The 22,317-nt window shown below is 72.9% G+C and carries 16 protein-coding genes and 1 tRNA gene; 12 read left to right on the forward strand and 5 right to left on the reverse strand.

What is annotated here, in order from left to right:
• Positions 1-27: 27 nt before the first annotated feature.
• The 8 genes from tmk to ACZ6EM_RS07180 all read left to right on the forward strand — a co-directional run bounded on the left by tmk (position 28) and on the right by ACZ6EM_RS07180 (position 14,611).
• Entirely contained in the window at positions 28-3,588 is a 3,561-nt protein-coding gene (gene tmk, locus ACZ6EM_RS07145; RefSeq protein WP_465771887.1) for a dTMP kinase, read from the forward strand.
• 179 nt (positions 3,589-3,767) lie between these two features.
• Complete coding sequence (locus ACZ6EM_RS07150; RefSeq protein WP_401044926.1) at positions 3,768-4,979, forward strand: DNA polymerase III subunit delta'; 1,212 nt, start codon at positions 3,768-3,770, stop codon at positions 4,977-4,979.
• Positions 4,980-5,284: 305 nt separating this feature from the next.
• Complete coding sequence (locus ACZ6EM_RS07155; protein ID WP_401044916.1) at positions 5,285-6,454, forward strand: alpha/beta hydrolase; 1,170 nt, start codon at positions 5,285-5,287, stop codon at positions 6,452-6,454.
• A gap of 176 nt (positions 6,455-6,630) precedes the next feature.
• Complete coding sequence (locus ACZ6EM_RS07160; protein ID WP_465771889.1) at positions 6,631-8,364, forward strand: alpha/beta hydrolase; 1,734 nt, start codon at positions 6,631-6,633, stop codon at positions 8,362-8,364.
• A 108-nt stretch (positions 8,365-8,472) separates the two neighbouring features.
• Entirely contained in the window at positions 8,473-9,123 is a 651-nt protein-coding gene (leuE, locus tag ACZ6EM_RS07165) for a leucine efflux protein LeuE (protein ID WP_465771890.1), read from the forward strand.
• 82 nt (positions 9,124-9,205) lie between these two features.
• Positions 9,206-9,279, forward strand: a tRNA-Thr gene (locus ACZ6EM_RS07170).
• Positions 9,280-9,515: 236 nt separating this feature from the next.
• Entirely contained in the window at positions 9,516-9,872 is a 357-nt protein-coding gene (locus tag ACZ6EM_RS07175) for an effector-associated constant component EACC1 (protein WP_380541559.1), read from the forward strand.
• On the forward strand, positions 9,869-14,611 hold the full coding sequence (locus ACZ6EM_RS07180) for a caspase, EACC1-associated type (RefSeq protein WP_465771891.1): 4,743 nt from the start codon (positions 9,869-9,871) through the stop codon (positions 14,609-14,611). The genes ACZ6EM_RS07175 and ACZ6EM_RS07180 overlap by 4 nt, the downstream gene beginning before the upstream one ends.
• Positions 14,612-14,738: 127 nt before the next feature.
• Here ACZ6EM_RS07180 and ACZ6EM_RS07185 read toward each other — a convergent pair whose 3' ends face one another.
• Together ACZ6EM_RS07185 and ACZ6EM_RS07190 are read right to left on the reverse strand one after the other, a co-directional pair.
• Positions 14,739-15,383 (reverse strand): LuxR C-terminal-related transcriptional regulator, encoded by a 645-nt coding sequence (locus tag ACZ6EM_RS07185; RefSeq protein WP_452178799.1) that lies wholly within the window; start codon positions 15,381-15,383, stop codon positions 14,739-14,741.
• Positions 15,347-16,738, reverse strand: a complete 1,392-nt coding sequence (locus ACZ6EM_RS07190; protein ID WP_465771892.1) for a sensor histidine kinase — start codon at positions 16,736-16,738, stop codon at positions 15,347-15,349. Before ACZ6EM_RS07190 ends, ACZ6EM_RS07185 begins: the two co-directional genes overlap by 37 nt.
• A gap of 238 nt (positions 16,739-16,976) precedes the next feature.
• On the opposite strand from ACZ6EM_RS07190, the gene ACZ6EM_RS07195 reads away from it, so the two are divergent.
• Genes ACZ6EM_RS07195 through ACZ6EM_RS07205 form a run of 3 tightly spaced genes read left to right on the forward strand, consistent with a single transcriptional unit; the run spans position 16,977 to position 19,893 of the window.
• Positions 16,977-17,360 (forward strand): hypothetical protein, encoded by a 384-nt coding sequence (locus tag ACZ6EM_RS07195; RefSeq protein ID WP_465771893.1) that lies wholly within the window; start codon positions 16,977-16,979, stop codon positions 17,358-17,360.
• A gap of 11 nt (positions 17,361-17,371) precedes the next feature.
• Positions 17,372-18,274 carry an ABC transporter ATP-binding protein gene (locus tag ACZ6EM_RS07200; protein WP_401049789.1) on the forward strand — a complete coding sequence of 301 codons (903 nt, stop codon included), beginning with the start codon at positions 17,372-17,374 and terminating at the stop codon, positions 18,272-18,274.
• On the forward strand, positions 18,271-19,893 hold the full coding sequence (locus tag ACZ6EM_RS07205) for a hypothetical protein (protein ID WP_465771894.1): 1,623 nt from the start codon (positions 18,271-18,273) through the stop codon (positions 19,891-19,893). The genes ACZ6EM_RS07200 and ACZ6EM_RS07205 overlap by 4 nt, the downstream gene beginning before the upstream one ends.
• A gap of 130 nt (positions 19,894-20,023) precedes the next feature.
• On the opposite strand, the gene ACZ6EM_RS07210 is transcribed toward ACZ6EM_RS07205, so the two are convergent.
• The 3 genes from ACZ6EM_RS07210 to ACZ6EM_RS07220 all read right to left on the reverse strand — a co-directional run bounded on the left by ACZ6EM_RS07210 (position 20,024) and on the right by ACZ6EM_RS07220 (position 21,883).
• Complete coding sequence (locus ACZ6EM_RS07210) at positions 20,024-20,608, reverse strand: TrmH family RNA methyltransferase (RefSeq protein WP_380352434.1); 585 nt, start codon at positions 20,606-20,608, stop codon at positions 20,024-20,026.
• Entirely contained in the window at positions 20,605-21,249 is a 645-nt protein-coding gene (locus tag ACZ6EM_RS07215; protein WP_401049786.1) for a class I SAM-dependent methyltransferase, read from the reverse strand. Before ACZ6EM_RS07215 ends, ACZ6EM_RS07210 begins: the two co-directional genes overlap by 4 nt.
• 139 nt (positions 21,250-21,388) lie before the next feature.
• A complete protein-coding gene (locus ACZ6EM_RS07220) occupies positions 21,389-21,883 on the reverse strand; it encodes a carboxymuconolactone decarboxylase family protein (protein ID WP_359902091.1) in 495 nt (164 codons plus the stop codon).
• A gap of 211 nt (positions 21,884-22,094) precedes the next feature.
• Here ACZ6EM_RS07220 and ACZ6EM_RS07225 point away from each other — a divergent pair, with 211 nt between their 5' ends.
• Positions 22,095-22,295: a hypothetical protein gene (locus tag ACZ6EM_RS07225; protein WP_380541579.1), complete on the forward strand. Its 201-nt coding sequence runs from the start codon at positions 22,095-22,097 to the stop codon at positions 22,293-22,295.
• The last annotated feature ends 22 nt before the right edge of the window (positions 22,296-22,317 follow it).

Here is a 22,317-nt window from a genome sequence, read left to right on the forward strand (position 1 = left end):
CCAGGCCCAGCCCGCTACGCTGACCGTATGACGAGCGAGGAGCAGCCCACCCCCAGCGCCCCGGCCGCCAGAGCGGGGGTGTCCGACCTGCCCGAGGTCGCGCCCGCCGGGACTCCGGTGGACCGGGCCCGGGCGCTGCTGCGGACACGTGCCTACCGGCGCCTGTGGACCACCCAGCTGATCGGCGGCACCGCCGACCGGCTCGGCCTGCTGGTGCTGCTCGCGCTCACCGTGATCGCCGCCGCCCAGGGCGACCGGTTCGGCAGCCTGCCGCGCAGCCTCGCCTTCGCCCTCGCCGCGGTCCTCGCCGTCCGGGTGCTGGCGACCGGCCTGGTCGGCGTCGCCCTGCTCGGCCCGGTGCACCGGCTGGTCACCGGCCGACTGGACCGGCGCTGGACGCTGTTCGGCGCCGACGTGCTGCGCGCCCTGCTGATCGGCCTCGCCCCCTGGTGGAGCGTCTGGCTGGGCTCCGCCGCCGAGCCCTCCGGGGCTGCCACCTACGCCCTGCTCGCCACCGTGTTCGTCACCGGTGCCGCCGAGCGGGTCCGGGGGATCGCCAAGGCCGCCGCCGTTCCCGGCCTGCTGCCTCCGGCCAACCCGCACCTGCCGGTCGCCGAGCAGCGCCCGGCCGCGGCCAACCTGGAGAGCGTCCGGAGCATCGACCGCTTCACCGGCTGGGTGACCGTGCCGCTCGGCGCGCTCGGCCTGGTGGCCTTCACCCTGCTCAACAACATCGGCGCGGCCCTCGGCTCCGACTGGCTCCGCGCCCACCAGCTCACCTTCGCGGCGCTCGGCGCGGCCGGGCTGTTCGCCGCCGCGGCGGTCCGCGACCACCTCCAGCAGTTGCCCGGCGGCCCGGTGTCCGTCGCCCCGGTCTCGCCGCTCCAGGGCCTGCGCGCCCCGACCGACGCCGCCCCCGGCCCCGCGCTGAGCAAGGGCCGCACCGGCGGCGCCCCGTACTTCACCTTCGCCGTCGCGGCCGGCTACGCCGCGATGGCGGGCGTCGCCGCACTCGCGCTGCTCACCGCCGCCGAGCACCGCGCCGGGCCGATCGGCTACGGCCTGCTGGTGCTCGCCGCCGCCGGGACGCCCGCCCTGGGCGCCCGGCTCACCCGGGTCACGCTGCCCTCGCTGTCCCGCCGCCGGCTGCTCGCGCTGGCGCTGCTCACCCAGGGCGTCGCACTGATCCTGGCCGGGCTGGTGCTGGACTTCGTGCTGGTCCTGCTGCTCACCGTGCTGGCCGGGCTGGCCGCGGGGATCGTGATCTCGGCCGGACGCACCCTGCTCGCCCAGGAGGTCGAGGAGGCCCGGCTGCCGAAGGTCACCGAGCACCTGTTCGCGGTGCTCCGGACCGTGGTCGCCGCCGCGCTGGTCGTCGTCCCGCTGATCGCCGCCGCCTACGGGGATGTCGAGTACGGCACCGTCGAGCCCGGTTCCTTCACCTTCATCCACGGCGGCGCGGCCCTGGCCGTCGCCACCTCCGGGCTGCTCACGCTGGTGCTCGCCGCGGTCGTGCTGCTGCGCACCGACGACCGGCGCGGCACCGCGCCGTTCGTCCGGGACCTGGTGGACTCGGTGCGCGGCCCGGGCGGCCCGGCTCCGCGCCTCGGTGCGGGCACCGGCTTCTTCATCGCCCTGGAGGGCGGCGACGGCGCCGGCAAGTCCACCCAGGCCCAGGCGCTCGCCGAGTGGATCCGCGGCAAGGGGCACGAGGTCGTGCTCACCCGCGAGCCCGGCGGCAGCCCGGTCGGCCAGCGGCTGCGCGGCCTCGTCCTGGACGTCGGCAACACCGGCCTGTCGCACCGCGCCGAGGCGCTGATCTACGCCGCCGACCGCGCCGAGCACGTCGAGAACGTCATCCGGCCGGCCCTCGCCCGCGGCGCCGTGGTGATCACCGACCGGTACATGGACTCCTCCATCGCCTACCAGGGCGCCGGTCGCGACCTGGCCGCGACCGAGGTCGCCCGGATCTCCCGCTGGGCCACCGGCGGGCTGCTGCCCGACCTGACCGTCGTCCTGGACGTCGACCCGACCAAGGCCCGCGAGCGCTTCACCGAGGCGCTGGACCGGCTGGAGTCCGAGCCCACCGAGTTCCACCTGCGGGTCCGGGCCGGCTTCCTCGCCCTCGCCGCCGCCGACCCGGCGCGCTACCTGGTCGTGGACGGCAGCCAGGCCCCCGGCTTCGTCACCACCGCCATCCGGCACCGGCTCGACCGCGAGCTGCCGCTCTCCGAGCAGGAGAAGGCCGCCCGTGCCGAGCAGGAGCGGCTGGCCAAGGAGGAGGCCGAGCGCCGCGCCGCCGAGGAGGCCCGCAAGAAGGCCGAGGAGGAGGCCGCCGAGCGCAAGCGGCAGGAGGTGCTGGCGCAGCTGCGGGCCGAGCAGGCGGAGAAGGAGCGGCTGGCCGAGGAGGAGGCCGAGCGGGCCGCCGCCGAGGCCCGGCGCAAGGCCGAGGAGGAAGCGCGCCGCAGGGCCGAGGAGGAGGCCGCGCGTCGCGCCGAGCAGGAGGCCGAGCGGCGCAGGGCCGAGGAGGCCCGGCTGGCCGCCGAGGCCGCCGAGCGCCAGCGGATCGCCGACGAGGCGGCCGCCCAGGCCGAGCTCCAGCGGCAGCGCGAGCTGGCCCGCGAGGAGCAGCGCCGCCGGGCGGAAGAGGCGCTCCAGCGGGCCGAGGAGGCGCGGCTGGCGCAGGCCGCCGCGCTCGCGGCCGCGGCTGCGGCGGCGGAGTCCGCGGAGGGCCGGGCCGAGGCGCGGCCGGGTTCGGGGCCGGCGTCCGACGCGGGTTCGGCGTCGGGTTCGGGTTCGGCGTCGGGTTCGGTGGCCGGGGAGTCGGCTGCGGAGACGACGACGGAGCTGCGGGCGGTCCGGGACGTCCCGAAGGGCGCCCCGCGGGACGCGGCGCAGCCGGCGGCGCAGGCTCCGGTGGGCGGGCTCGGGGACGAGGCGACGCGCGAGCTCTCGCCGCGGGACCGGCAGGCGGCCGTCCGGGCTGCTGAGGCCGCCGAGGCGCGCAAGGCCGCGGAGGCTGCCGAGGCGCGCCGGGCGGCCGGCGGAACCGCCGGTACGGTCGACGAGACCGCCAAGCTGCCGGTGGTGCCGGCCTCGGCGGTGGACGAGACGGCCGTGCTGCCGAGGGTCCCGGCGGAGGCCGACCGGACCGAGGTGCTGCCGCGGATTGAGCCGGGCCGCACCGAGGAGCGTGCCGGAGGCCGTACCGGAGGCCGCACCGAGGGCCGGCCGGCGCAGGGGCCGCGGCGCGCGGAGCCGGTGGACAGCACCCGCGAGCTGCCGGTGGTCGACGCCGGGCCGACGGCCGAGCGGTCGCAGCCCGGTGCCGAGCGGCCGAGGCCGGAGTGGGCCGAGGAGACGCCGCTGGACGACCTGCCGAGCCTCACCGACACCCTGCTGGGCTCGCACGACGAATGGACGCGCTGGGAGCACGGCGGTCAGGGCCAGGGCGCTCCGTACGGCGGCCCGCAGGGCGGCGCGGAGCGGCCCGAGGGCCGCGGGGACGCACAGGACAAGGGTGACGGCACGGGTGACGGCAAGGGCGACGGCAAGGGCAAGGGCCGTCGCTGGGGCCGCCGGGGCTGACCGGACACGTGTGGGCGGCGCCGTCGGGGCAGGTCCCCGGCGGCGCCGCCGCGTTCCGTAGGGCCGCCTCCTCGCCCCGCCGTGACCCGGACGGAGCAGTGGGTGTCGGAACGGAGACGTATGCTCGACGGCGGGGAAGAGGCGCCACGAGCGCTGCCGTACTGAGCTTGGGAGCAGCAGTGGCCGTCTGGGACGACCTGGTGGGCCAGGAGCGGGTGGTCGAGCAGCTGACCGCCGCCGCCCGGGCGGCCGGGGCGACGATCGAGGCCGGTCGCGGGACCGCCCCGGTCGAGGGCGCGAACGCCTCCCTCATGACGCACGCGTGGCTGTTCACCGGCCCGCCCGGCGCCGGGCAGGTCACCGCCGCGCGCGCCTTCGCCGCCGCCCTCCAGTGCACCAGTCCCGACCTCGCGCTCGGCGGCACGCCCGGCTGCGGGTTCTGCGACGGCTGCCACACCGTGCTGGCCGGCAGCCACGCCGACGTGAAGTACGTCCGTACCGACGGCCTCTCCATCGGCGTCGGCGACATGCGCGACCTGGTCATGCGCGCCTCCAGCTACCCGACCGGCGGCCGCTGGTCGGTGATCCTGGTGGACGCCGCCCACCGGCTCACCGAGGCCGCCGCGAACGCGCTGCTCAAGGGCGTGGAGGAACCCTCCCCGCGCACCGTCTGGCTGCTGTGCGCCCCCTCCGTCCAGGACGTGCTGCCGACCATCCGCTCACGCTGCCGCCTGCTGGTGCTGCGCACCCCCGCGGCCGAGGCGGTCGCCGACACGCTGGTCCGCCGTGACGGCGTCGACCCGGAGACCGCCCGGCTCGCCGCGCTGGCCGGGCAGGGCGACATCGAGCGCTCGCGCCGCCTCGCCGTCGACGAACAGGCCCGCACCCGCCGGACGGAGGTGCTGCGTATCCCGCTGGAGGTGGGAGACATCGGCGGCTGCCTGACCGCCGCCCAGCGCCTGGTCGACACCGCCAAGGCCGACGCCGAGGCGCTCGCCGAGACCCAGGACGCCAAGGAGACGGACGACCTCAAGGCCGCCTACGGCGCCTATGAGGGCGGCAAGGTGCCGCGCGGCATGGCCGGCGCGGTCAAGGAGCTGGAGAAGCGACAGAAGAGCCGGGCCACCCGCACCCGCCGGGAGACCCTCGGCGTCGCCCTGCTCGACCTGCTCGGCTTCTACCGGGACGTGCTCGCCATCCAGCTCGGCTCCACCGGCTCGCTCGCCAACGAGGACCAGCGGCAGGCGCTGAACCGGGTGGCCCAGGCCGGTCCGGCGGAGAGCACGCTGCGGCGGATCGAGGCGGTGCTGGCCTGCCGTCAGGCGCTGGACCGCAACGTCGACCCGCTGCTCGCGGTCGAGGCGATGACGGTGGCGTTGCGCGCGGGCTGAACCCCCGATCGGGGATCGCCGATCGGGGATCGGGGATCGGGGGCGGTCCCGTCCGGGGCCGTCCGGCTCCGGGCCCTCGGGCCGTCCGCCCGGGCGTCGCTCCGGCGGGCGGCGGCTGTACGCCTCCCGGAGCCGGTGCGCCATCCCACCTTCGAGTGAACGAGCGACACTCGCCGGGCACACCGTCGTGTGACCGTCCACCCGTTGTGCACGCTGGGGGCCGACTGCGCCCGCTGCCGGGGCGGTCGCCTCCCGTGCGCGCCGGGTCCGGTTCGGCGCGACCCCCTCCAGAGGTGGTGCGTTCCGTGGTTCGTTCGCTCCTCGTCATCCCCTTGCTGGCCGCCGCCCTCGGCGGGCTCTGGCTGGCCCGGGGCGCCCAACACCGCTGGCGCGACCTGCGCGCCGCCGAGACCTACGAGCTGGCCGGCGACCGCTGGCCGATGCTGCTGCGGGCGGCGGGGGCGATGGTCTGCGGGGTGTGCGTCACCGCGCTGACGGTGCTCACCACGCTGGGCGCCTTCGGCGGTCTCGGCCGGGGCACCCAGGAGCCGGACCGGGCGGAGCCGGTCGTGGACGCGGCGGGCTCGGCTCCGGGCACGGACACGGGTGCCGGGACCGGTTCGGGGACGGCGGTCCGGCAGCAGCAGGCGGTGCCGCCCGCGGTCGCCGAGTCGGCCGCCGCTGCCGTCGCAGCTGCCGCGGCCCCCGCCGTGGTCAGCCGCTTCGACAGCGTCGGCCACCCCGGCGGGGGCGAGCTGCTCCAGTCCGCCGTACCGGGCCCCGACGGCCACCCCCGCAACATCCGGGTCTGGCTTCCGCCGCAGTACGCCAAGGAGCCGAACGCCCGCTTCCCGGTCGTCGTGATGCAGGCCGCCACGCCCCAGAAGACCGCCGACGCCGAGGTCCCGGACGTCTTCGAGGGCATCGGTTCGGCCCTCCAGACCGGCAAGTCCCACCCGTTCATCCTGGTCGCCCCCGAGGCGCCGAACGGCACCGCGCACCCCTGCGAACTGGTCGCCGCCGCTCCGGCCGCCGTCGCCGACGACGCGACGCTGCGCACCACCATCGCGACCTCCTTCCGCACCCTGCCGCCCGGCCCGGCCTCCTGGGGCACCCTCGGCGTCGAGGCCGGCGCGCCCTGCGCGGCCGCCGCCGGGCTCTCCCGGCCCGACCTGTACGGCGCGGCGGCGGCGGTCTCCGGCCGGTACGACGCCACCGCGCTCACCCAGACCGGTGCCGAGGCCCCGGCCGGCAGCGCCGCCAAGCTGCTGCTGGCCGCCGCCAAGGGCGACTCCGCCGGGCTGGACGCGGCTCGCAGGCTCCAGTCCGCGCTGAAGGCCGGCCCCGGAGCGGCGGCCAAGGCCGAGGTGCGGATCTCGGACAACGTGCAGGACTTCACCCCCGACCGGGAGCGGCTGCGGCTGGTCCGTCAGGCGGCGCAGTTTCTGGCCGAGGCGCTGGCAAGGGCGTCCTGAGGGCAGGTCCGGCGGGGCTACGCTGCCCGGTACCCCGGAACGGGTGCCGGGCAGCGGCGTTTCCTCCGGGGTGCTCCGAGGGTTGTTCCCACTGCGGGTGTTCCTCCGGTGTTCCCCGGTGTTCCCCCGGTTCCTTCGGTTCTTCCACGTGCTGGTCGGTTGCGGAGAGGTGGCGGATGAGGGCCTTCGAGCGGGCACAGGCGCGGGCATCGGTGCGGGCGCGGGTGCGGGCACGGGTGCGGGCACGGGTGTCGGCTGCGGCGCTGGTCGTCGTCGGGCTGCTGGCGGGCGGTTGCAGCGCGGATCCGGCCGGGGCACCGGCGGCCCCCTCCCCGGACCCGGCCGCCTCCGGCACGTCCTCGGCCCCGACGGCCGCGAGGGCCGGAGCCACCCCGCTGGAGCCGCTGCCCGCCGCCGTCCCGGCCGCGCTCGCGCCGTACTACGCGCAACGTCCGGTCTGGCAGCCCTGCGACAGCGGGTTCGAGTGCACGACGTTCCGGGTGCCGCTGGACTACGACCACCCGGGGGACGGGGACCTCACCCTCGCGGCCGCCCGCGCCGCGGCGGAACCGGCGGTGCCCGGGAGCGCTTCCTCCGACCCGTCCGCCTCTGCCTCTGTCTCTGCCTCCGCCGCTGCCGCTGTCGCCTCCGCTTCCCAGGACACGCGGCTCGGCTCCCTCCTGCTCAACCCGGGCGGGCCCGGCGGCTCCGCGATCGAGTACCTGGAGGCCGCCGCCCGGACGTACGACCACGAGGTGCGGGCCCGCTACGACCTGGTCGGCCTCGACCCGCGCGGGGTGGGCCGCAGCAGCCCCGTCAGCTGCCTGAGCGGCGACCGGATGGACGCCTACACCGCCGTCGGCCTGACGCCCGGCGACCGGGGCGGGGTCGACGCGCTGGTCGCGGCCGACAAGGAGTTCGCCGAGGGCTGCCGGACGCAGGCCGGGGCGGTGCTCGGCCACCTCAGTACCGTCGAGGCCGCCCGCGACATGGACGTGCTGCGCGCCCTGCTCGGCGACGAGAAGCTGAACTTCGTCGGCAAGTCCTACGGCACCTTCCTCGGCGCCACCTACGCCGGGCTGTTCCCGAGCCGGGTCGGGCGGCTGGTGCTGGACGGCGCGATGGACCCGGCGCTCGACTCCGTCACCGGCAACCGCACCCAGGCGGGCGGCTTCGAGACCGCCTGGGCCGCCTTCGCGCAGGACTGCGCCCAGCGCGAGGACTGCCCGCTCGGCCGCACCGAGCAGCAGGTCGGCGACCGGCTCACCGCCCTGCTCGGCGGGGTCCGCACCGCCCCCCTGCCCACCACCGACGCCGGCCGTCGGCTCACCGGGTCCCAGGCGACCACCGGCGTCATCCAGGCCATGTACGCCGACTTCCTCTGGCCCAAGCTGCGCGCCGCGCTCACCGATGCCGAGGCCGGCGACGGCACCGGGCTGCTGAAGCTCTCCGACGACTACTACGGGCGCGAGTCGGACGGCTCGTACCCCAACCTGATGTTCGCCAACACCGCGGTGAACTGCCTCGACCTGCCCGCCCCGTTCCACGGCCCGGAGGACGTCCAGCGGGCGGTACCGGAGTTCGAGCGGGTCTCGCCGCACTTCGGGCGCGACATGGCCTGGATGGCTCTGACCTGCGCCTACTGGCCGGTCCGGGCCACCGGTGCGGCGCACACCGTCCGGGCCGCCGGCGCCGCCCCGATCGTCGTCATCGGCACCACCCGCGACCCGGCCACCCCGTACGCCTGGGCGCAGTCGCTGGCCGGCCAGCTGGAGTCCGGCCGCCTGCTCACCTTCGACGGCGACGGCCACACCGCGTACGGCCGGCACAGCACCTGCGTGGACGGCGCGGTGAACCGCTTCCTGCTGACCGGGGAGGCCCCGGAGCAGGGCAAGCGCTGCGAGCGGTAGGGCGGGCCGGGCGCCGGCCGACCGACAGGTGGTTTTCACTTCAACCGATTACCGGTACGACGTTACGATGAGCGCCCCCTGCCACCCTCCCCTGCACCGGAGCTCATCGTGCTCGGAGTCAACGACCTGGCGACGTACGTCCTCGGCGCCCTCGTCATCATCCTGCTGCCCGGCCCCAACTCCCTGTACGTCCTGTCCGTCGCGGCCCGCAAGGGCATCCGCACCGGCTACCGGGCCGCGGCCGGCGTCTTCATCGGCGACCTCACCCTGATCAGCCTCACCTCGCTGGGCGCGGCCTCCCTGCTCAAGGCCAACCCGGCCGTCTTCGCCGTGGTCAAGTTCGGCGGCGCCGCCTACCTCCTCTGGATCGGCTACGGCATGCTCCGCGCCGCCCGCCAACTCTGGCGCGAACGCCGCGCCGCGGCCGACCCCACCACCGAGCAGACCCCCGAGACCACCGAGAACCCCTTCCGCCGCGCCCTGGTGATCAGCCTCCTCAACCCGAAGGCCATCCTCTTCCTTCTCTCCTTCTTCACCCAATTCGTCGACGCCTCCTACGGACAGCCCGCCCTCTCCTTCGCCCTCCTCGGCGGCATCCTCCAGATCTTCAGCTTCCTCTACCTCTCCCTCCTGATCTTCGCGGGCACCACCCTCGCCACCGCCTTCCGCCGCCGCAAGCGCCTCTCCGCCACCCTCACCAGCGGCGTCGCCGTCCTCTTCGCCGGCTTCGCCGCCAAACTCGCCGTCTCCTCCGCCTGACCCCCGCCCCCGGATACCGGGTAACGGATCACCCGCGAACCTGTGTAGACTGGCCCGCGTTGCCGCCACACACGGCAACGGTGCCGCCTTAGCTCAGCTGGCCAGAGCAACGCACTCGTAATGCGTAGGTCGCGGGTTCGAATCCCGCAGGCGGCTCTGTGAAAGCCCCAGGACTCACTCGCCGTGACCTGGGGCTTTTGCCTTTCCGCGACCTGCGGCAGGCGTCGACGACGCGCCAACGGCGATCATGCGCCGCATCGTGCGCGGAGTCGGCCGCGACGGAGCGGAGAGGCGTGTCCGAGGCCGGCGCCTCGGCCTGTTCGCAGCTGGTAGGGTGCGGCATCTGATTGGTCGCAAGCCCGGGGGGCCTGGTGCAGATCACTCTTCGTTTGGTGGACGCGCGATCCGACGAGTTGGGCGCGCTGGAGAAGTGGCTCAAGTCCGAGCGTGATCTGCGTCGTGTGGTCATCCGGCGCGAACATGCGGCCACCCTTCCAGGTGACATGGGAGTGCTTGCGGACTGTCTGCGCTTTGCCATCGATGCGGGACTGGTCGGAGTGCTGGCACAGTCGGTGATCGACTACTGGCGGTCGAAGGCCGCCTCCCGTCCGGCCGAGGACAGGCCGATGCTGGTCATCGAACGCGTGGATGCTCCTGACGGCACGCGGACCATCACCATCGAGGCGCGTGACCCCGAAACTGCCGAGGCGGTGCTCCGCGAACTGCCGCGTTCTCTCGGCAGTTCATGAACGCCGAGCCGCCTGCCGGAGAGAAGTCACGCGCCGTCCTCATCTCGTCCCGCATCTTCACCGACAGTACGTTCGCCGAGCTCGAGGCGGTTGAGCGAACCGTCGAGAAGGTGAGCGAGCAACTGCGTGATCCTGCTGTGTGGGGGCTCAGGCTCGATCACTGCCAGGAGATCTTGACGCACAAGAGCAACCCCGCCGAGATCCTCTCGGTCGTCCAGGCGGCGTCCCAGGCGGCGGAGGAGTGCTTCGTCCTCTACTTCGCGGGTCACGGTGTCGAAGAAGGCGGGCAACTCCTGTTGCCACTGACGCATTCCCGAGCCGACATGCCGAGCACCATGTTGGCGTTCGCCGACCTGATGAATGCAGTGGGCAGCGGGCCCGCGCCGATCAAACTCGTACTTCTCGACTGCTGCCATGCCGGGCTGGCCATGGACGTCCTGCCCTTCGAGCAGCACGTTGCCGGTGAGGCACCCGAGGGCTGCTACGTCCTCGCCGCCTGCGAAGCCAACCGAACGGCAAAGTCGCCCGAGGACAACGAGTTCACGGCTTTCGGCCAGGCCCTCATCACGTGCCTGGTGGCTGGTGGGCCACCCACCGAGCGGTTCTGGACACCGCGGCAACTCTTGACGCATGTCGACAAGTGGCTCACCAGCCGTGGTTACCCGCGACCGGTCACCAATGACTCGCGGGTGGGTGAACTGCCCTGGGTGAGGAACCGGCGGTTCGTGAAGCCGTTCGAGGCGGCCGGCTATCAAGCCGCTGCGCCGGACAGTGACAGTGGGACGCCAGCGCAACCTGAGAAGATCCAGTACCTCGGCCCGGACCCGTTGCCGCTGCCGATCCCTTTCCTGGGGCGCGACGCCTTGCTGGGTGAGGCGCGCCAAATGGTGCGCATGGGGCAGGTCCTTCCCGTGACGGGACGGGCGCAGGTGGGCAAGTCGGCGCTTCTCACCTCGCTTCTCGCCAAGGCCGACCTGCTGCCCGCGGGTTCCCTCCCGCCCGTGGTACTCGAGATCGAGCCCAGTGCGGCGGCTGAGAGCCCGCTGATGGAGGCGATCACCAGAGCGCTGCATCAGACGCTGGACGACAGCGAATTCATGGTTGCGGCCAAGCGTACGACCGATGGCCTTCTCGACCTCGTTCTGCCTCGTCAGGTCAAGGGCAGGAGTCTCATTCTTGTCATCAAGGCGTGTCGCATCGACTTGAATCGCCCGGAACTCCGTGAAGAGCTGGACGAGCTGCTGAGGCAGGAGGTCTTCAAGCGCGCCGCGGTCATCGTGGAGACCACCGAAACCGTTGAGATCGACGGTGGGAACCACCGGCCGAGGCCACTCGTCGTACCTGCGCTGGCCACATCGGACGCTCTCGCGTTGATCGGTGACTGGCTCGCCGGCGAGAATCTCGTGACCGATGTCAACGGCCTGGACCTGGTGGGCTATGACGAGATAGTGCGTCGTCCCGGGGTCATCGAACGCGCCGTCCGCCTGGTCTGTCGAATTCACCGCAAGGACGATTACGACAGTTTCCTCGCGGGATTCGACGCCCGTTCCCGGGCGGCGGTGGAGATTGGGCCTGAAGAGTTCGAAGAAGCTCTGATGGAGGCCGCAGAGCCGACCATCGCCAGCGTACTGGACAGGGCCTGGTCCACCGCGACAGGAATGGACCGCACCAAAGGCCAGGCCCTCCTCACCGTGTGGGGAGTCATCGACGAACTGCCACTCCCGGTAGCCGCGCTCCGGGGCATGGGGTTACCGGACAGTGTGTTGCGGGTGCTTTTCAACGAAGGAATTCTCATCCCTTGGCGTCCCGCCGCCGACTCGGGACCTCCAGCCGGGGATTCCCCCCGGCTGGAGGTCAGCCCGGTCAGTCGAGAGGCGCTCAGGAACGACCTCCTGCGTACGATCCGCTCCACCGCCGACATGACGGCAGGCGCCGGCGGGGAACGCCCGTGCGACGTTGTCGACCGGAACCTGATCGCTGCCGGGCGCCTGCTGGCCAACACGGTGCTGCCGAGCGGGGAGACGGAGGGGGAGTCGGAGGCAGTGCCTCGTGTGATCGAGGCGCTGCGTCGGGCCGTGGGATGGATCGACCGCCATGTCCCGGATGCGCTGCCGGGGTTGCGCGCGCGACTCGGCCTCTACGTCAACGGCGACTCCGCGGACGCGGTCCTTCTGCCGGTGGCGCAGACGATCGGTTCTGTTCCGCTGACGGAGCCGGCGAACACCTCGCCGGAGACGGTCTCGCGGACTGGCGCGGAGAGTGAGCGATCGGCTGCCCAGAATGCTGTGACGAACGGTCCAGAACCCGGCAACGGCGCTGTGCGGCGATGGGAGTTGATCGACGAACTGTACGCGGCGGCGGGACGCCTCAACCTGGCCTCCCGGGCGTCGGTGCAGGAGCCGGACGCAGCCGCGACCTTCCTGTCCGCGTTCGAGTACGCCGTATCGCTCTTGGAGGTGTGCGGTGAAGCCGCCCCGTGGCGTGTGCTTCGCTCCGTCGACCAGTGCGGCTTCCACGGGGCGCGCCGCCATCGCGCGCTTGCCCAGGTGGCCCCTGCCCGTGAACGGTTGACGCGACAGCTGGCGGCCCTCCACGAAGGTCCCGCCAACGTCTCGCTGAACCGTCTGCTGTGGTCGACATCCTGGATCCTGAACACGGCTGCTGCCCAGATTTCGGCAGACGTCGGCGCCGATGCCTCCGACAGTCTCGAACTGGCGGGGCAACTGCTGGAGGTCTTTCCTCTGGCACAGGACTCGCGGGCCCGCCAGACCCGGAACTGGTTCCTCTACAGGTTGGCAGGACTTCGCCGTGCGACGGCGACGACGGCGGACGAGCGACGGACAGCGGTGCGTTCCGCCTATGAACTCGCGAACGAGAACGCCCGTTTGGCAAGCGTGGTCCCGGAGCGGCAGCAGCAGTGGACACACAATCTTCTGGCAAGCGGGTACATGTACGCACAGGAGACAAGAGGGGACGGAGAGCGGCTGGAGCTGGCCCAGGAGACGCTGTCGGCACTTGAGGAGGCGTGGGGCTCCAGGGACGACTGGCCGGTGCCACTGGTGGTCGAGGCGGCCGGATTCCTGCGCAGGGTCCACGAGCGGCACGCGGACCTGGAGTTGCAGTACGCGGGTGCCCGGGAGGTTCTCGCTCTACTGAACGGCCGGGCCGGAAGCCTTGCCGATCGGGAGGGGCCCAGCGCCACCATGCCGGTGGACCACATGGTCGAACTGGCCGAGGCCAACGCGTTCCTGGCCTATGTCTACCGTGAGCGCAACGATCACGCGTCGGCCCGGCACAGCCTCCAACAGGGTGTACGCATGGCCCGGATCGCCGTGCGGTCCTTCCCCACCGGACGTACCTACATGACGTGGCTCCGGCTGCTGCGCACGAAGCAGGTCTGGTCCGGGGGCGGTCGTGGACGGACGCTGCTTCCGGAGCACGCCAAGGCCGTCGAAGAGGTCCGTCGGTGGCTCGACAGTGGTGAGGAGGTCCGGGCCGGGAATCAGTCGTTGGCCCTGCTGCACTTGTGGTGCTTGGACAGCGATTGGCAGCGGGAAGGGACCCTGGTGGTCGCGGCGCAGGCCGTGCCCGTGCACAACACGGGCTGGAACACCGGCCGTTCCTTGCAGCAGGTGCGAGCCGACCAGGTTCACCGTGGGCGCTGGAACGCGCTGATGGCGCATGAGCGGGTGTACGGTCCGACCTGGGCGCTGTACGAGGCCCGCATCAGGATCACTCGTGAGTACCAACGCTGGACCGCGATCTACAGCAGGCGCCCGCAGGAGGTCGATCACGGACCGGTTTGGGAACTGCTGGACAGGGCCGGGCAGTTGTTTCCGCGGAACCTGGACGTCATGAGGTCCCGTGCGTCCTACCACCGATACATCTGGGAGTACGGCGAGGCGGCCCGACTCCACGCTGAGGCGGTTCGGCAGGAGCGGGACGGGGACCGTTGGCGTCGTGGTCTGATCGAGGCGTCCGAGTGTCTGCTGAGACAGGCGATCTATGAAAAGGGGATCTCCTCCGCGGCGCGGGAGTCGGCCTTGTGCGCGGCTTCGGACTACCTGCAGGAGGTCTCCGAACTCCACACACAGGCCCCCCGGGTGTCGCTGCTGTCCGCTCGGATCGCCCTTGAGTTGGGCAGGCCGGTGGACTGGGACCTGGCCGACTCCAAGTTTGCCGAGCTGATCGGTGACGACTACGTCGGAAACGTGGGGCGCTACCTCAATGAACGTCGGGATCGGACGGCCGCGGACATCGACAGCGGCCCCGCGGCGGACTCCATTGAATGGGAGCATGCGGCAGCGCCCCATGAGGCACTCGTGGTGGATGATCTCCTTGAAGAGCACTTCACCGACGTTGAAGTCCTGATGTCTCTGGGGAGTCTCTACCTGCGGCGTTCTATCTTGAACGCAGAGCGGGATCCCGAAGCGGCCCGGTCCAGCGCCTGGCGCGCCTACAACTGCTTCGACGGACGCAGGGTCATGGAAGCAGCCGTCAACGGTCAGGAGAAGGTCGACACTGCCTTCATGCGCGGTCAGACCATCGCATGGGCGGCCGAACTCGCCGGCTCCATGGACCCCTTTCCCCGAGACAGCGGATGGCAGCGCGGGTGGCTCGATCTCGCGGAGTCCCGATTGCAGTCTGCCCGCAGTCGAAGTGCGGGTGGCTTCCACGAGTTGGTCTGCACGTGGGACAGCCGGTTGCGGGCGCTGAAAGCCGGGCTGAGGGAAAAATGACGCACTGTCATCGGTCGAGTACCGGTGCTGAGTGGTTCGTCCGCAAGAACGGACCGTGCCGCACTGCCGAAGGCCCGGGCCGGATGGGATCCGGTCCGGGCCTTTGTGTGTGCGCCGGCGGGTGGGGTCACTGGTCGAGGTAGGTGAGGGCGGCCAGGATGCGGCGGTTGTCGGTGGTGGTCGGGGGGAGGTCGAGCTTGGTGAAGATGTTGGTGATGTGCTTGGCGACGGCCTTCTCGGTGATGAAGAGGGCCTGGGCGATGCCCGCGTTGGAGCGGCCCTGGGCGAGGGATTCGAGGACGTCGCGTTCGCGGGTGGAGAGGGTGGCGAGGGCGGTGTCGCGGTCCTTGGCGGCCAGGAGTCGGGTGACGACCTCGGGGTCCATGGCGGTGCCGCCGGCGGCGACGCGGCGGATGGCGTCGAGGAACTGGGCGCCGTTGGTGATGCGGTCCTTCAGCAGGTAGCCGATGCCGCGGCCGCCGGTGGTGAGGAGTTCGCGGGCGTAGAGGGGTTCGACGTACTGGGAGAGCAGCAGGACGGGGAGGCCGGGGGTGGTGCGGCGGGCGGTGAGGGCGGCGCGCAGGCCCTCGTCGGTGAAGGTCGGCGGCAGCCGGACGTCGACGATCGAGACGTCCGGCCGCTGCTCGGTGAGGGCCCGGAGGAGGTCGGGGCCGTTGTCCACGGCGGCCGCCACCTCGTGGCCGTGGGCCTGGAGGAGGCGGATCAGGCCGTCCCTCAGGAGGAAGTGGTCTTCGGCGAGGACAATGCGCAAGGAAGCTCCATGGTCACCGTGGCCGGACCGTCGGGGGGACTGCTGACGGAGACGACCCCGTCGAAGGTGGCGAGCCGTCGTTCGACGCCGCGCAGCCCGGTGCCCCGGCGGGCGTCCGCGCCGCCGCGGCCGTTGTCGGAGACGGTGATGCGCAGCACGCCGCGATCGTAGCGGAGTTCGATTCCGGCGCGGCCGGCGTCGGAGTGCTTGACGACGTTGGTGAGGAGCTCCGAGACCGCGAAGTAGGCGGCGGACTCGACGGGCATCTCGGGGCGGCCGGGCAGGTCCGCCGAGACCTCGGTGGGGACCGGGCAGACCATGGCCAACGCCCTTACCGCGTCGGTGAGTCCGCGGTCGGCGAGGACCGGCGGGTGGATGCCGCGGACCAGGTCGCGGAGCTCCTCCAGGGCCTTGGCCGAGGACTGGCGGGCCTCGACCAGCAGGGCGCGGACGGCCTGCGGGTCGCTCTCCAGGAGGTGTTCGGCGGCGTCCAGGGTCATGCCCATCGCGACCAGCCGGGCCTGGGCGCCGTCGTGCAGGTCACGCTCGATCCTGCGGATCTCGGCCATCCGGGTGTCGACGGCGGTGCTGCGGGTGGCGGTCAGGTGGGCGATCCGGCCGGCCAGCAGCTCCTGCTCGCCCGGGGCGAGCATCGAGTGGACGTGGCGGGCGTGCCGGTGGACGGTGCGGGGCGCGAGCCAGAGCGCGAGCGGGAGGTGGAGCAGGCCGAGGACGCCGGCGAGGACGGCGGTGACGGTGCCCTCGATCGGGATGAACTCGTACCAGAGGCCGCCCCACTCGGCGGACAGCGGGACGCCGAAGAGGGCCAGGAAGACGCCCCAGAGGCCGCTGAGCAGGGCGGCGACCGGCAGGAAGGCCAGCACGCTGCCGAGGAACGGCTCGGCGAGGATCCAGTGGAACTCGCGGCGGGTCTGCGGGTCGCCCGTGATCCAGCGGTAGCGGGCGAATACGCCGGAGGCGCCCTCGGGCACCGGGGGCAGCGGGCCGGGCGGCCCCGGGAAGCGGATGCCGGACCAGTCGGTGGCCAGGGCGCGTTGACGGTCGGTCAGCGCGCGCACCCGGGCCATGGCCCGCGGGACCAGTCCGAGGCCCGGGCCGGTGAGGGAGATCGCGCCGGTGACGCCGAGGGAGTGGACGAGGGCGACGCAGGAGAGCCTGCTGAGGGTCAGGCTCCGGCGGAGGGCGGTGAGCCCGGCCGGTACGGAGAACCCGGCGGGTACGGAAGAGCCGGCCGGTACGGAGGATCCGGTGGGTACGGAGGATCCGGCGGGTGCGGAGAGCCCGGTGGCCTCGGCCGGTGCCGGGCTCTGTGCGGGTCGCGTCGTGCTGTCCATGGATGTGGTCCCCTCCCGGTGGTGCTGTCGCACGGTCCGGTCGTACCGGCCGTGAGGCCATTCTGGCGACGGTGGGAGGGTGTTGTCGGTGGGAGAAACTCCCCCTTTGGTCATACGGGATATCTGCCGAACGGCAGATGGCAGGAGTCCGCGGATCGGCCAGGCTTGCGAGCGGGTTCACGTGCCCCGGGGATGGGCCCGGAACGGTGCGTCCGATCACAGCCGCAAGGAGGATGAGGTGGAGCGACGTGCGAGATCCGGATACGGGACGGTCGTTCTCGTGGTGGCCGCGCTGGTGTCGCTCGCCGGTTGTGCCGATGCCATGGACGCCGCGCCCGAGGACAGGACCTTCGAGTTCGCCGGCAGGAGCCTGGACGTGAAGTCGCACGGTGCGCCGGCCGACCTGGTCGCGGTCGACCGCGAGGGCGTCAAGGTCACCCGCTGGTTCGACACGAGCGGGAAGGTCGGCAGCGTCAAGGAGTCCTGGACGCTCGAGGACGGGGTGCTCGAACTCAGGGCGGGGTGTTCGGGGCTGGCGAACTGCGACACGAAGTACCGGGTCGAGGTTCCCCGGGGGGTCGTGGTGCTGCGGGACGGGCGTGGGACGGAGCTCAAGGGGTGAGGGCGGAGAGCGTGCTCGAACTGGTGGATGTCACCAAGGTCCACAAGGGCGGAAAGCGGGCCGTCGACGGCATCACGATGCGGCTCGGGCCGGGAATGGTGGGGCTGTTGGGGCCGAACGGTGCCGGGAAGTCGTCGTTGATGCGCATCGTGTCGACGGTCACCCGGCCCACGGGCGGCCAGGTCCGCTACCGGGGTGCCGACGTGGTGGCCGAGCCGGACCGGCTGCGCCGGGAACTCGGCTACCTACCGCAGGACTTCGGGGTCTACCCGAACCTGACGTCACGGGAGTTCCTGTCCTACCTGGCGGCCGCCAAGGGGATCGGCGCCCGCTCGGCCCGGGCCCGGATCGACGAGCTGATCCAGCTGGTCAACCTGACCGAGGCGGTCAAGCGCCCGCTCGGCGCGTACTCGGGCGGCATGCTCCGCCGGGTCGGCATCGCGCAGGCGCTGCTGGCCGACCCCCGGGTGATCGTGGTCGACGAGCCGACCGCCGGCCTGGACCCGGAGGAGCGGGTGCGCCTGCGCAACCTGCTCAGCGAGCTCGCGGCGGACCGGGTGGTGATGCTGTCGACCCACATCGTCTCCGACGTGGAGTCGGTCGCCTCCGACATCGCGGTGGTCGCCCGGGGACGGCTGCTGCGCCGGGGCGCGCCGGACGAACTGCTCCGGGAGGTCGACGGGCGGGTGTGGGAGGCGGTGGTCGATCCGGCCGACCTCCTGGAGGTGCGGGCCCGCCACGTGGTCAGCCGGATGGTGCGGACCGGGAGCGGCGTGCGGCTGCGACTGCTCGCCGCCGAGCCGCCGCGGCCCGACGCGGTCCCGGTGCCGCCCGACCTGGAGGACGCCTACCTGGGCGTCATCCACCGGCCGGGGGAGCCGGACGGGGCCGAGCCGCGGGCGGTGCGGCGGTGACCGGATCGGTGCTCGCCGGGCTGGCGGTCGGCGACTTCCGCGACCGGGTGCGCCGGCCGGTGTACGCGGTGACGCTGCTCGCCGCGGTCGGGCTCGGCTACCTGGCCGTACCGGACGCGGGCGGCCACTGGACGATCATGGACGTGGGCGGGAGCCGGGGCGTCTACAACAGCGCCTACGTCGGTGCGGTCACCGCCCTGGCCGGCGCCCTCTGGCTCACCTTCGGCGGCTTCTACGTGGTGCGCAGCGGCATCGCGCGGGACGAGACGACCGGGGTCGGACAGATCCTCGCCGCCACCCCGCTGCGCACCTCCCAGTACCTCCTGGCCAAGTTCCTGAGCAACCTGCTGGTGCTCGCCTCCATGGTCGGCGTGCTGGCCGTCACCGCGCTGCTGATGCAGCTCGCCCGCGGTGAGGACCGCGCGGTCGACCCGGCAGCCCTGGCGGAGCCGTTCCTGCTGCTCTCGCTGCCCCTGATGGCCTTCACCGCGGCGGCGGCGCTCCTGTTCGAGACGGTGCCGCTGCTGCGGGGCGGTTTCGGCAACGTCGTCTGGTTCGTGCTGGCCATGGTGCTCGCGATCGGCGGGCAGTCGGCCTCCGCGCCGCTGGACGGCCTCGGTGTGCACCGGATCGCGCGGTCGATGGGCGCGGCGCTGGAGGCCCAGCACGGGACGGCCGACCCGGGCGGATTCAGCCTCGGCCTCACCAAGGTCGACAGGCCGCTGGGCACCTTCCGCTGGGACGGGTTCGACCCGTCCTCCGGGTTCCTCCTCGGCCGGCTGGCGCTGGTGCTGGCGGCGTTCGCCGTGGCGGTGCTGCCGGCGCTGTGGTTCGGCAGGTTCGATCCCGCACGCGGGTCCGGCGGGGCGGCCGCGCCGCCGGAGCCGGCCGAGGTTCCGACGGCCGCCGGGGCGGCGGGCCGGCTGTCCGGGTCCGACGGGACGGAGCCCGCGGGGGCGCGCCGGACGACCGCGCGGGGTGCCCTGCCAGGGACCGAACCGCGGCGGGCCGGGGCGTTCGGCCGGCTGCTGGCGGGTGAGGTCCGCATCCTGGTGCAGGGCGTCTCCCGGTGGTGGTGGCTGGTCGCGGCCGGGCTGACGGCGGCCGGGTTCGTGCTGCCGACGGACGCCGTCACCGGCCTGCTGCTGCCCCTGGTGTGGCTGTGGCCGGTCCTGATCTGGTCCCGGCTCGGCAGCCGGCAGGTGGAGAACGGTCTGGAGGTGCTGCTGGGCGCCTACCCGTCGGCCCGGCGCCGGCTGCTCGCCGAATGGGCGTCCGGGCTGGTGCTCACGGCGGTGACGGGCGCCGCCCCGCTGATACGCATGCTGGTGGCGGGCGACGGCGCGGGGACGGCGGGCTGGCTCGGCGGCGCGCTGTTCGTCCCGTCGCTGGCCATGGCGCTCGGCGTGGTGAGCCGGAGCCACCGGCTCTTCCAGGCGGTCTACCTGCCGCTCTGGTGGGTCCTGGTCAACAACGTCGCCGCCGTCGACTTCATGGGGGCCGTGCGCGTCGACGGCAGCCCGGCCGGTCCGGGCCCGCTGCTGGTCGGGGCGCTGTCCGCGGCGATGCTCGCGGTGGTGTTCCTGGTCGGGGCGGCCCGGCGGAACGTCAAGGGCTGAGGCCCGGGTCGGGGCACGGGCCCGGGGCGGAGGTCAAGGCCGAGGCCGTGCGAAGCCGGGAGCCCGGCCCGTCGGCGGACGGACCGGGCTCCCCTCGCGCTTCGGGTCACACCTCGGGGGCGCTGCTCGGCTACTCGTCGTCGCCGAGGTCGCCCGCCAGGTCACCCGCGAGGTCGCCGTCCGGGGTGCCGCTGATCGCGTAGCCCTGCCGGCGCGCCTCGTAGCAGGCCACCGTGGCGGCCGCCGAGACGTTCAGCGAGCCGACCCGGCCCAGCTGCGGCACGAACACCACCTGGTCGCACAGGGCCAGCGCCTCGGGCGTGATCCCGCGGTCCTCGTGCCCGAGCACGAAGGCCACCGCCGGGGTCAGCTCCGCGGCGAACATCGGCACCGCCTCGTCCGCCAGTTCCAGACCGACGACCTTGAAGCCGTCCGCCTTGGCCGCCGCGACGGCCTCGGCGACGGTCGGGAAGTGCTCCACCTTCAGGTACTTGTCGGTGCCCATCGCGGCCTTCTGAGCGCCGGACGAGCGCACCGACGGGGTGTCCCCGGCCAGGTACAGCTTCTCGGCGCCCATCGCGGCGCCGGTGCGGACCACCGAGCCGACGTTGAACGGCGACTGGAGGTTCTCCAGGATCATCGCGAGCCGGAACTCGTTGCTGCGCCGCCAGGAGCGGTGCAGGCGCTTCAGTTCGGTCCCGCGCAGCTGCTTCACGTCGTCGTACCTCGTCCACTCTCGGAGCCCTCGCCCACCTCGGGGCGGGGCCGCGCTTCCAGAATCCGGGACCCGTTGACCGATGCGACCCGAGTGGTCGGGTAGCCCTGCTCGTTCAGCCACTTCTGGAGCGAGTCCGAGCCCAGGTGCTTCTGCACCACCAGGAACGCCGAGCCGTCCGGGGTCAGCCGGTCGAGCCAGTGCGTGAGCAGGCGGCGCAGCGCGGCCTTGCCGATCCGGATCGGAGGGTTGGAGTAGATGGTGGCGAAGCGGACGTCCTCGGGGACGTCGTCGGGCAGGGCCGCCTGGACGTTGCCGAGCCCCAGCGCCTCGGCGTTCAGCCGGACCAGCTCCAGGGCGCGCTCGTTGACGTCCACCGCCCAGACCGGGAGGCGCTTGCGGCGGCTCGCCCAGGTCAGGGCGATCGGACCGTAGCCGCAGCCGATGTCCAGGATCGGGCCGCGCACCCGCGGCTGCGGGGCGTGCTCCAGCAGGATCCGGGTGCACGGGTCGAGTCGGCTGCGGGAGAACACCCCGGTGTCGGTGGTCAGTTCCAGGGTGAGGTCCGGCAGGGAGACCGTGATCGGCCGGCGGTCGCTGGCCACCTCGGGTGCACCGGTGAAGTAGTGCGAGCCGGACATGATTTCCCCGTCGTTCGTATGGGCCTCGGGGCCACCGGGTGGGTGTGGGTTAGCCCTTTGTACGGCACCGATCGTACCCCCGGCGGCCCGGACGACGTTCAGGACGACGTTCAGGACGGCGTTCCGGACAGCGGTGCGGTCACGCGGCGCCGGGGGTCTTGCGGGTGGCCACGTTGATGCGGTTCCAGGCGTTGATGGTGAAGCAGACCGAGATCAGCTGCGCCAGCTCGGCCTCCGCGAAGTGCGCGGCGGCCCGGGCGTACACCGCGTCCGAGACGCCGCCGTGGATCCGGGTGATCTCCTCGGCCAGCGCCAGGGCGGCCCGCTCGCGCTCGCTGTAGACCCCGGCCGGGGCCTCCTGCCAGACCGGCAGCAGGTAGATCCGCTCGTCGGTCTCGCCCGCCTTGCGGGCGTCCTTGACGTGCATGTCCAGGCAGTACGCGCAGCCGTTCAGCTGGGAGGTGCGCACCTGGACGAGCTCGACCAGGGCCGGGTCCAGGCCCTCGCGGGCGGCGGCGTCCAGGGCGATCATCGCGCGGAACACCTTGGGCGCGGTGCGGGCGTGGTCGAGGCGGGCGGGGGCCTCGGCGGCGTCGGTGGTCGGGGTGGTCCGGGCGCTCTCGTTCGTCGTCATGCCTATGACCCTAGGGGCGGAATGAACCTGCCCTCTGGGTCATTCAGGGCGCTGTTTCATGGGTCAATCCGGCGGGTCGGCAAGGGGTCCGCGGCAGTCCCGGCAACACGCCGGAACGGCGTCGGCACTTCGCGTCCCGGCGCCGGGCGGCGGATACTGCCAGTACGCCAGCCGGGCCCGTGAAGGCCTCCGAACAGTGAGGACGGATGCCATGCCGCAGGAACAGCACGAGGAATACCTGATCGAGGAGACCGCCGAGACCGTCGAGACCGACGAGAAGGCACCCGAGGGCGACACCTACGACGAGGTGGCCGAACGCCGGGCCCTCGGAGCGGACCCGGCGACCAACGTCGCGGACGTCGTGGAACAGACCCGGCCGGTCCGGCACGACGAGGAGGAGTACCGGGAGTAGCCGACGGGTGGGCGACGGGACC

The sequence above is a fragment of the Kitasatospora sp. NPDC041917 genome (genome assembly GCF_055589745.1).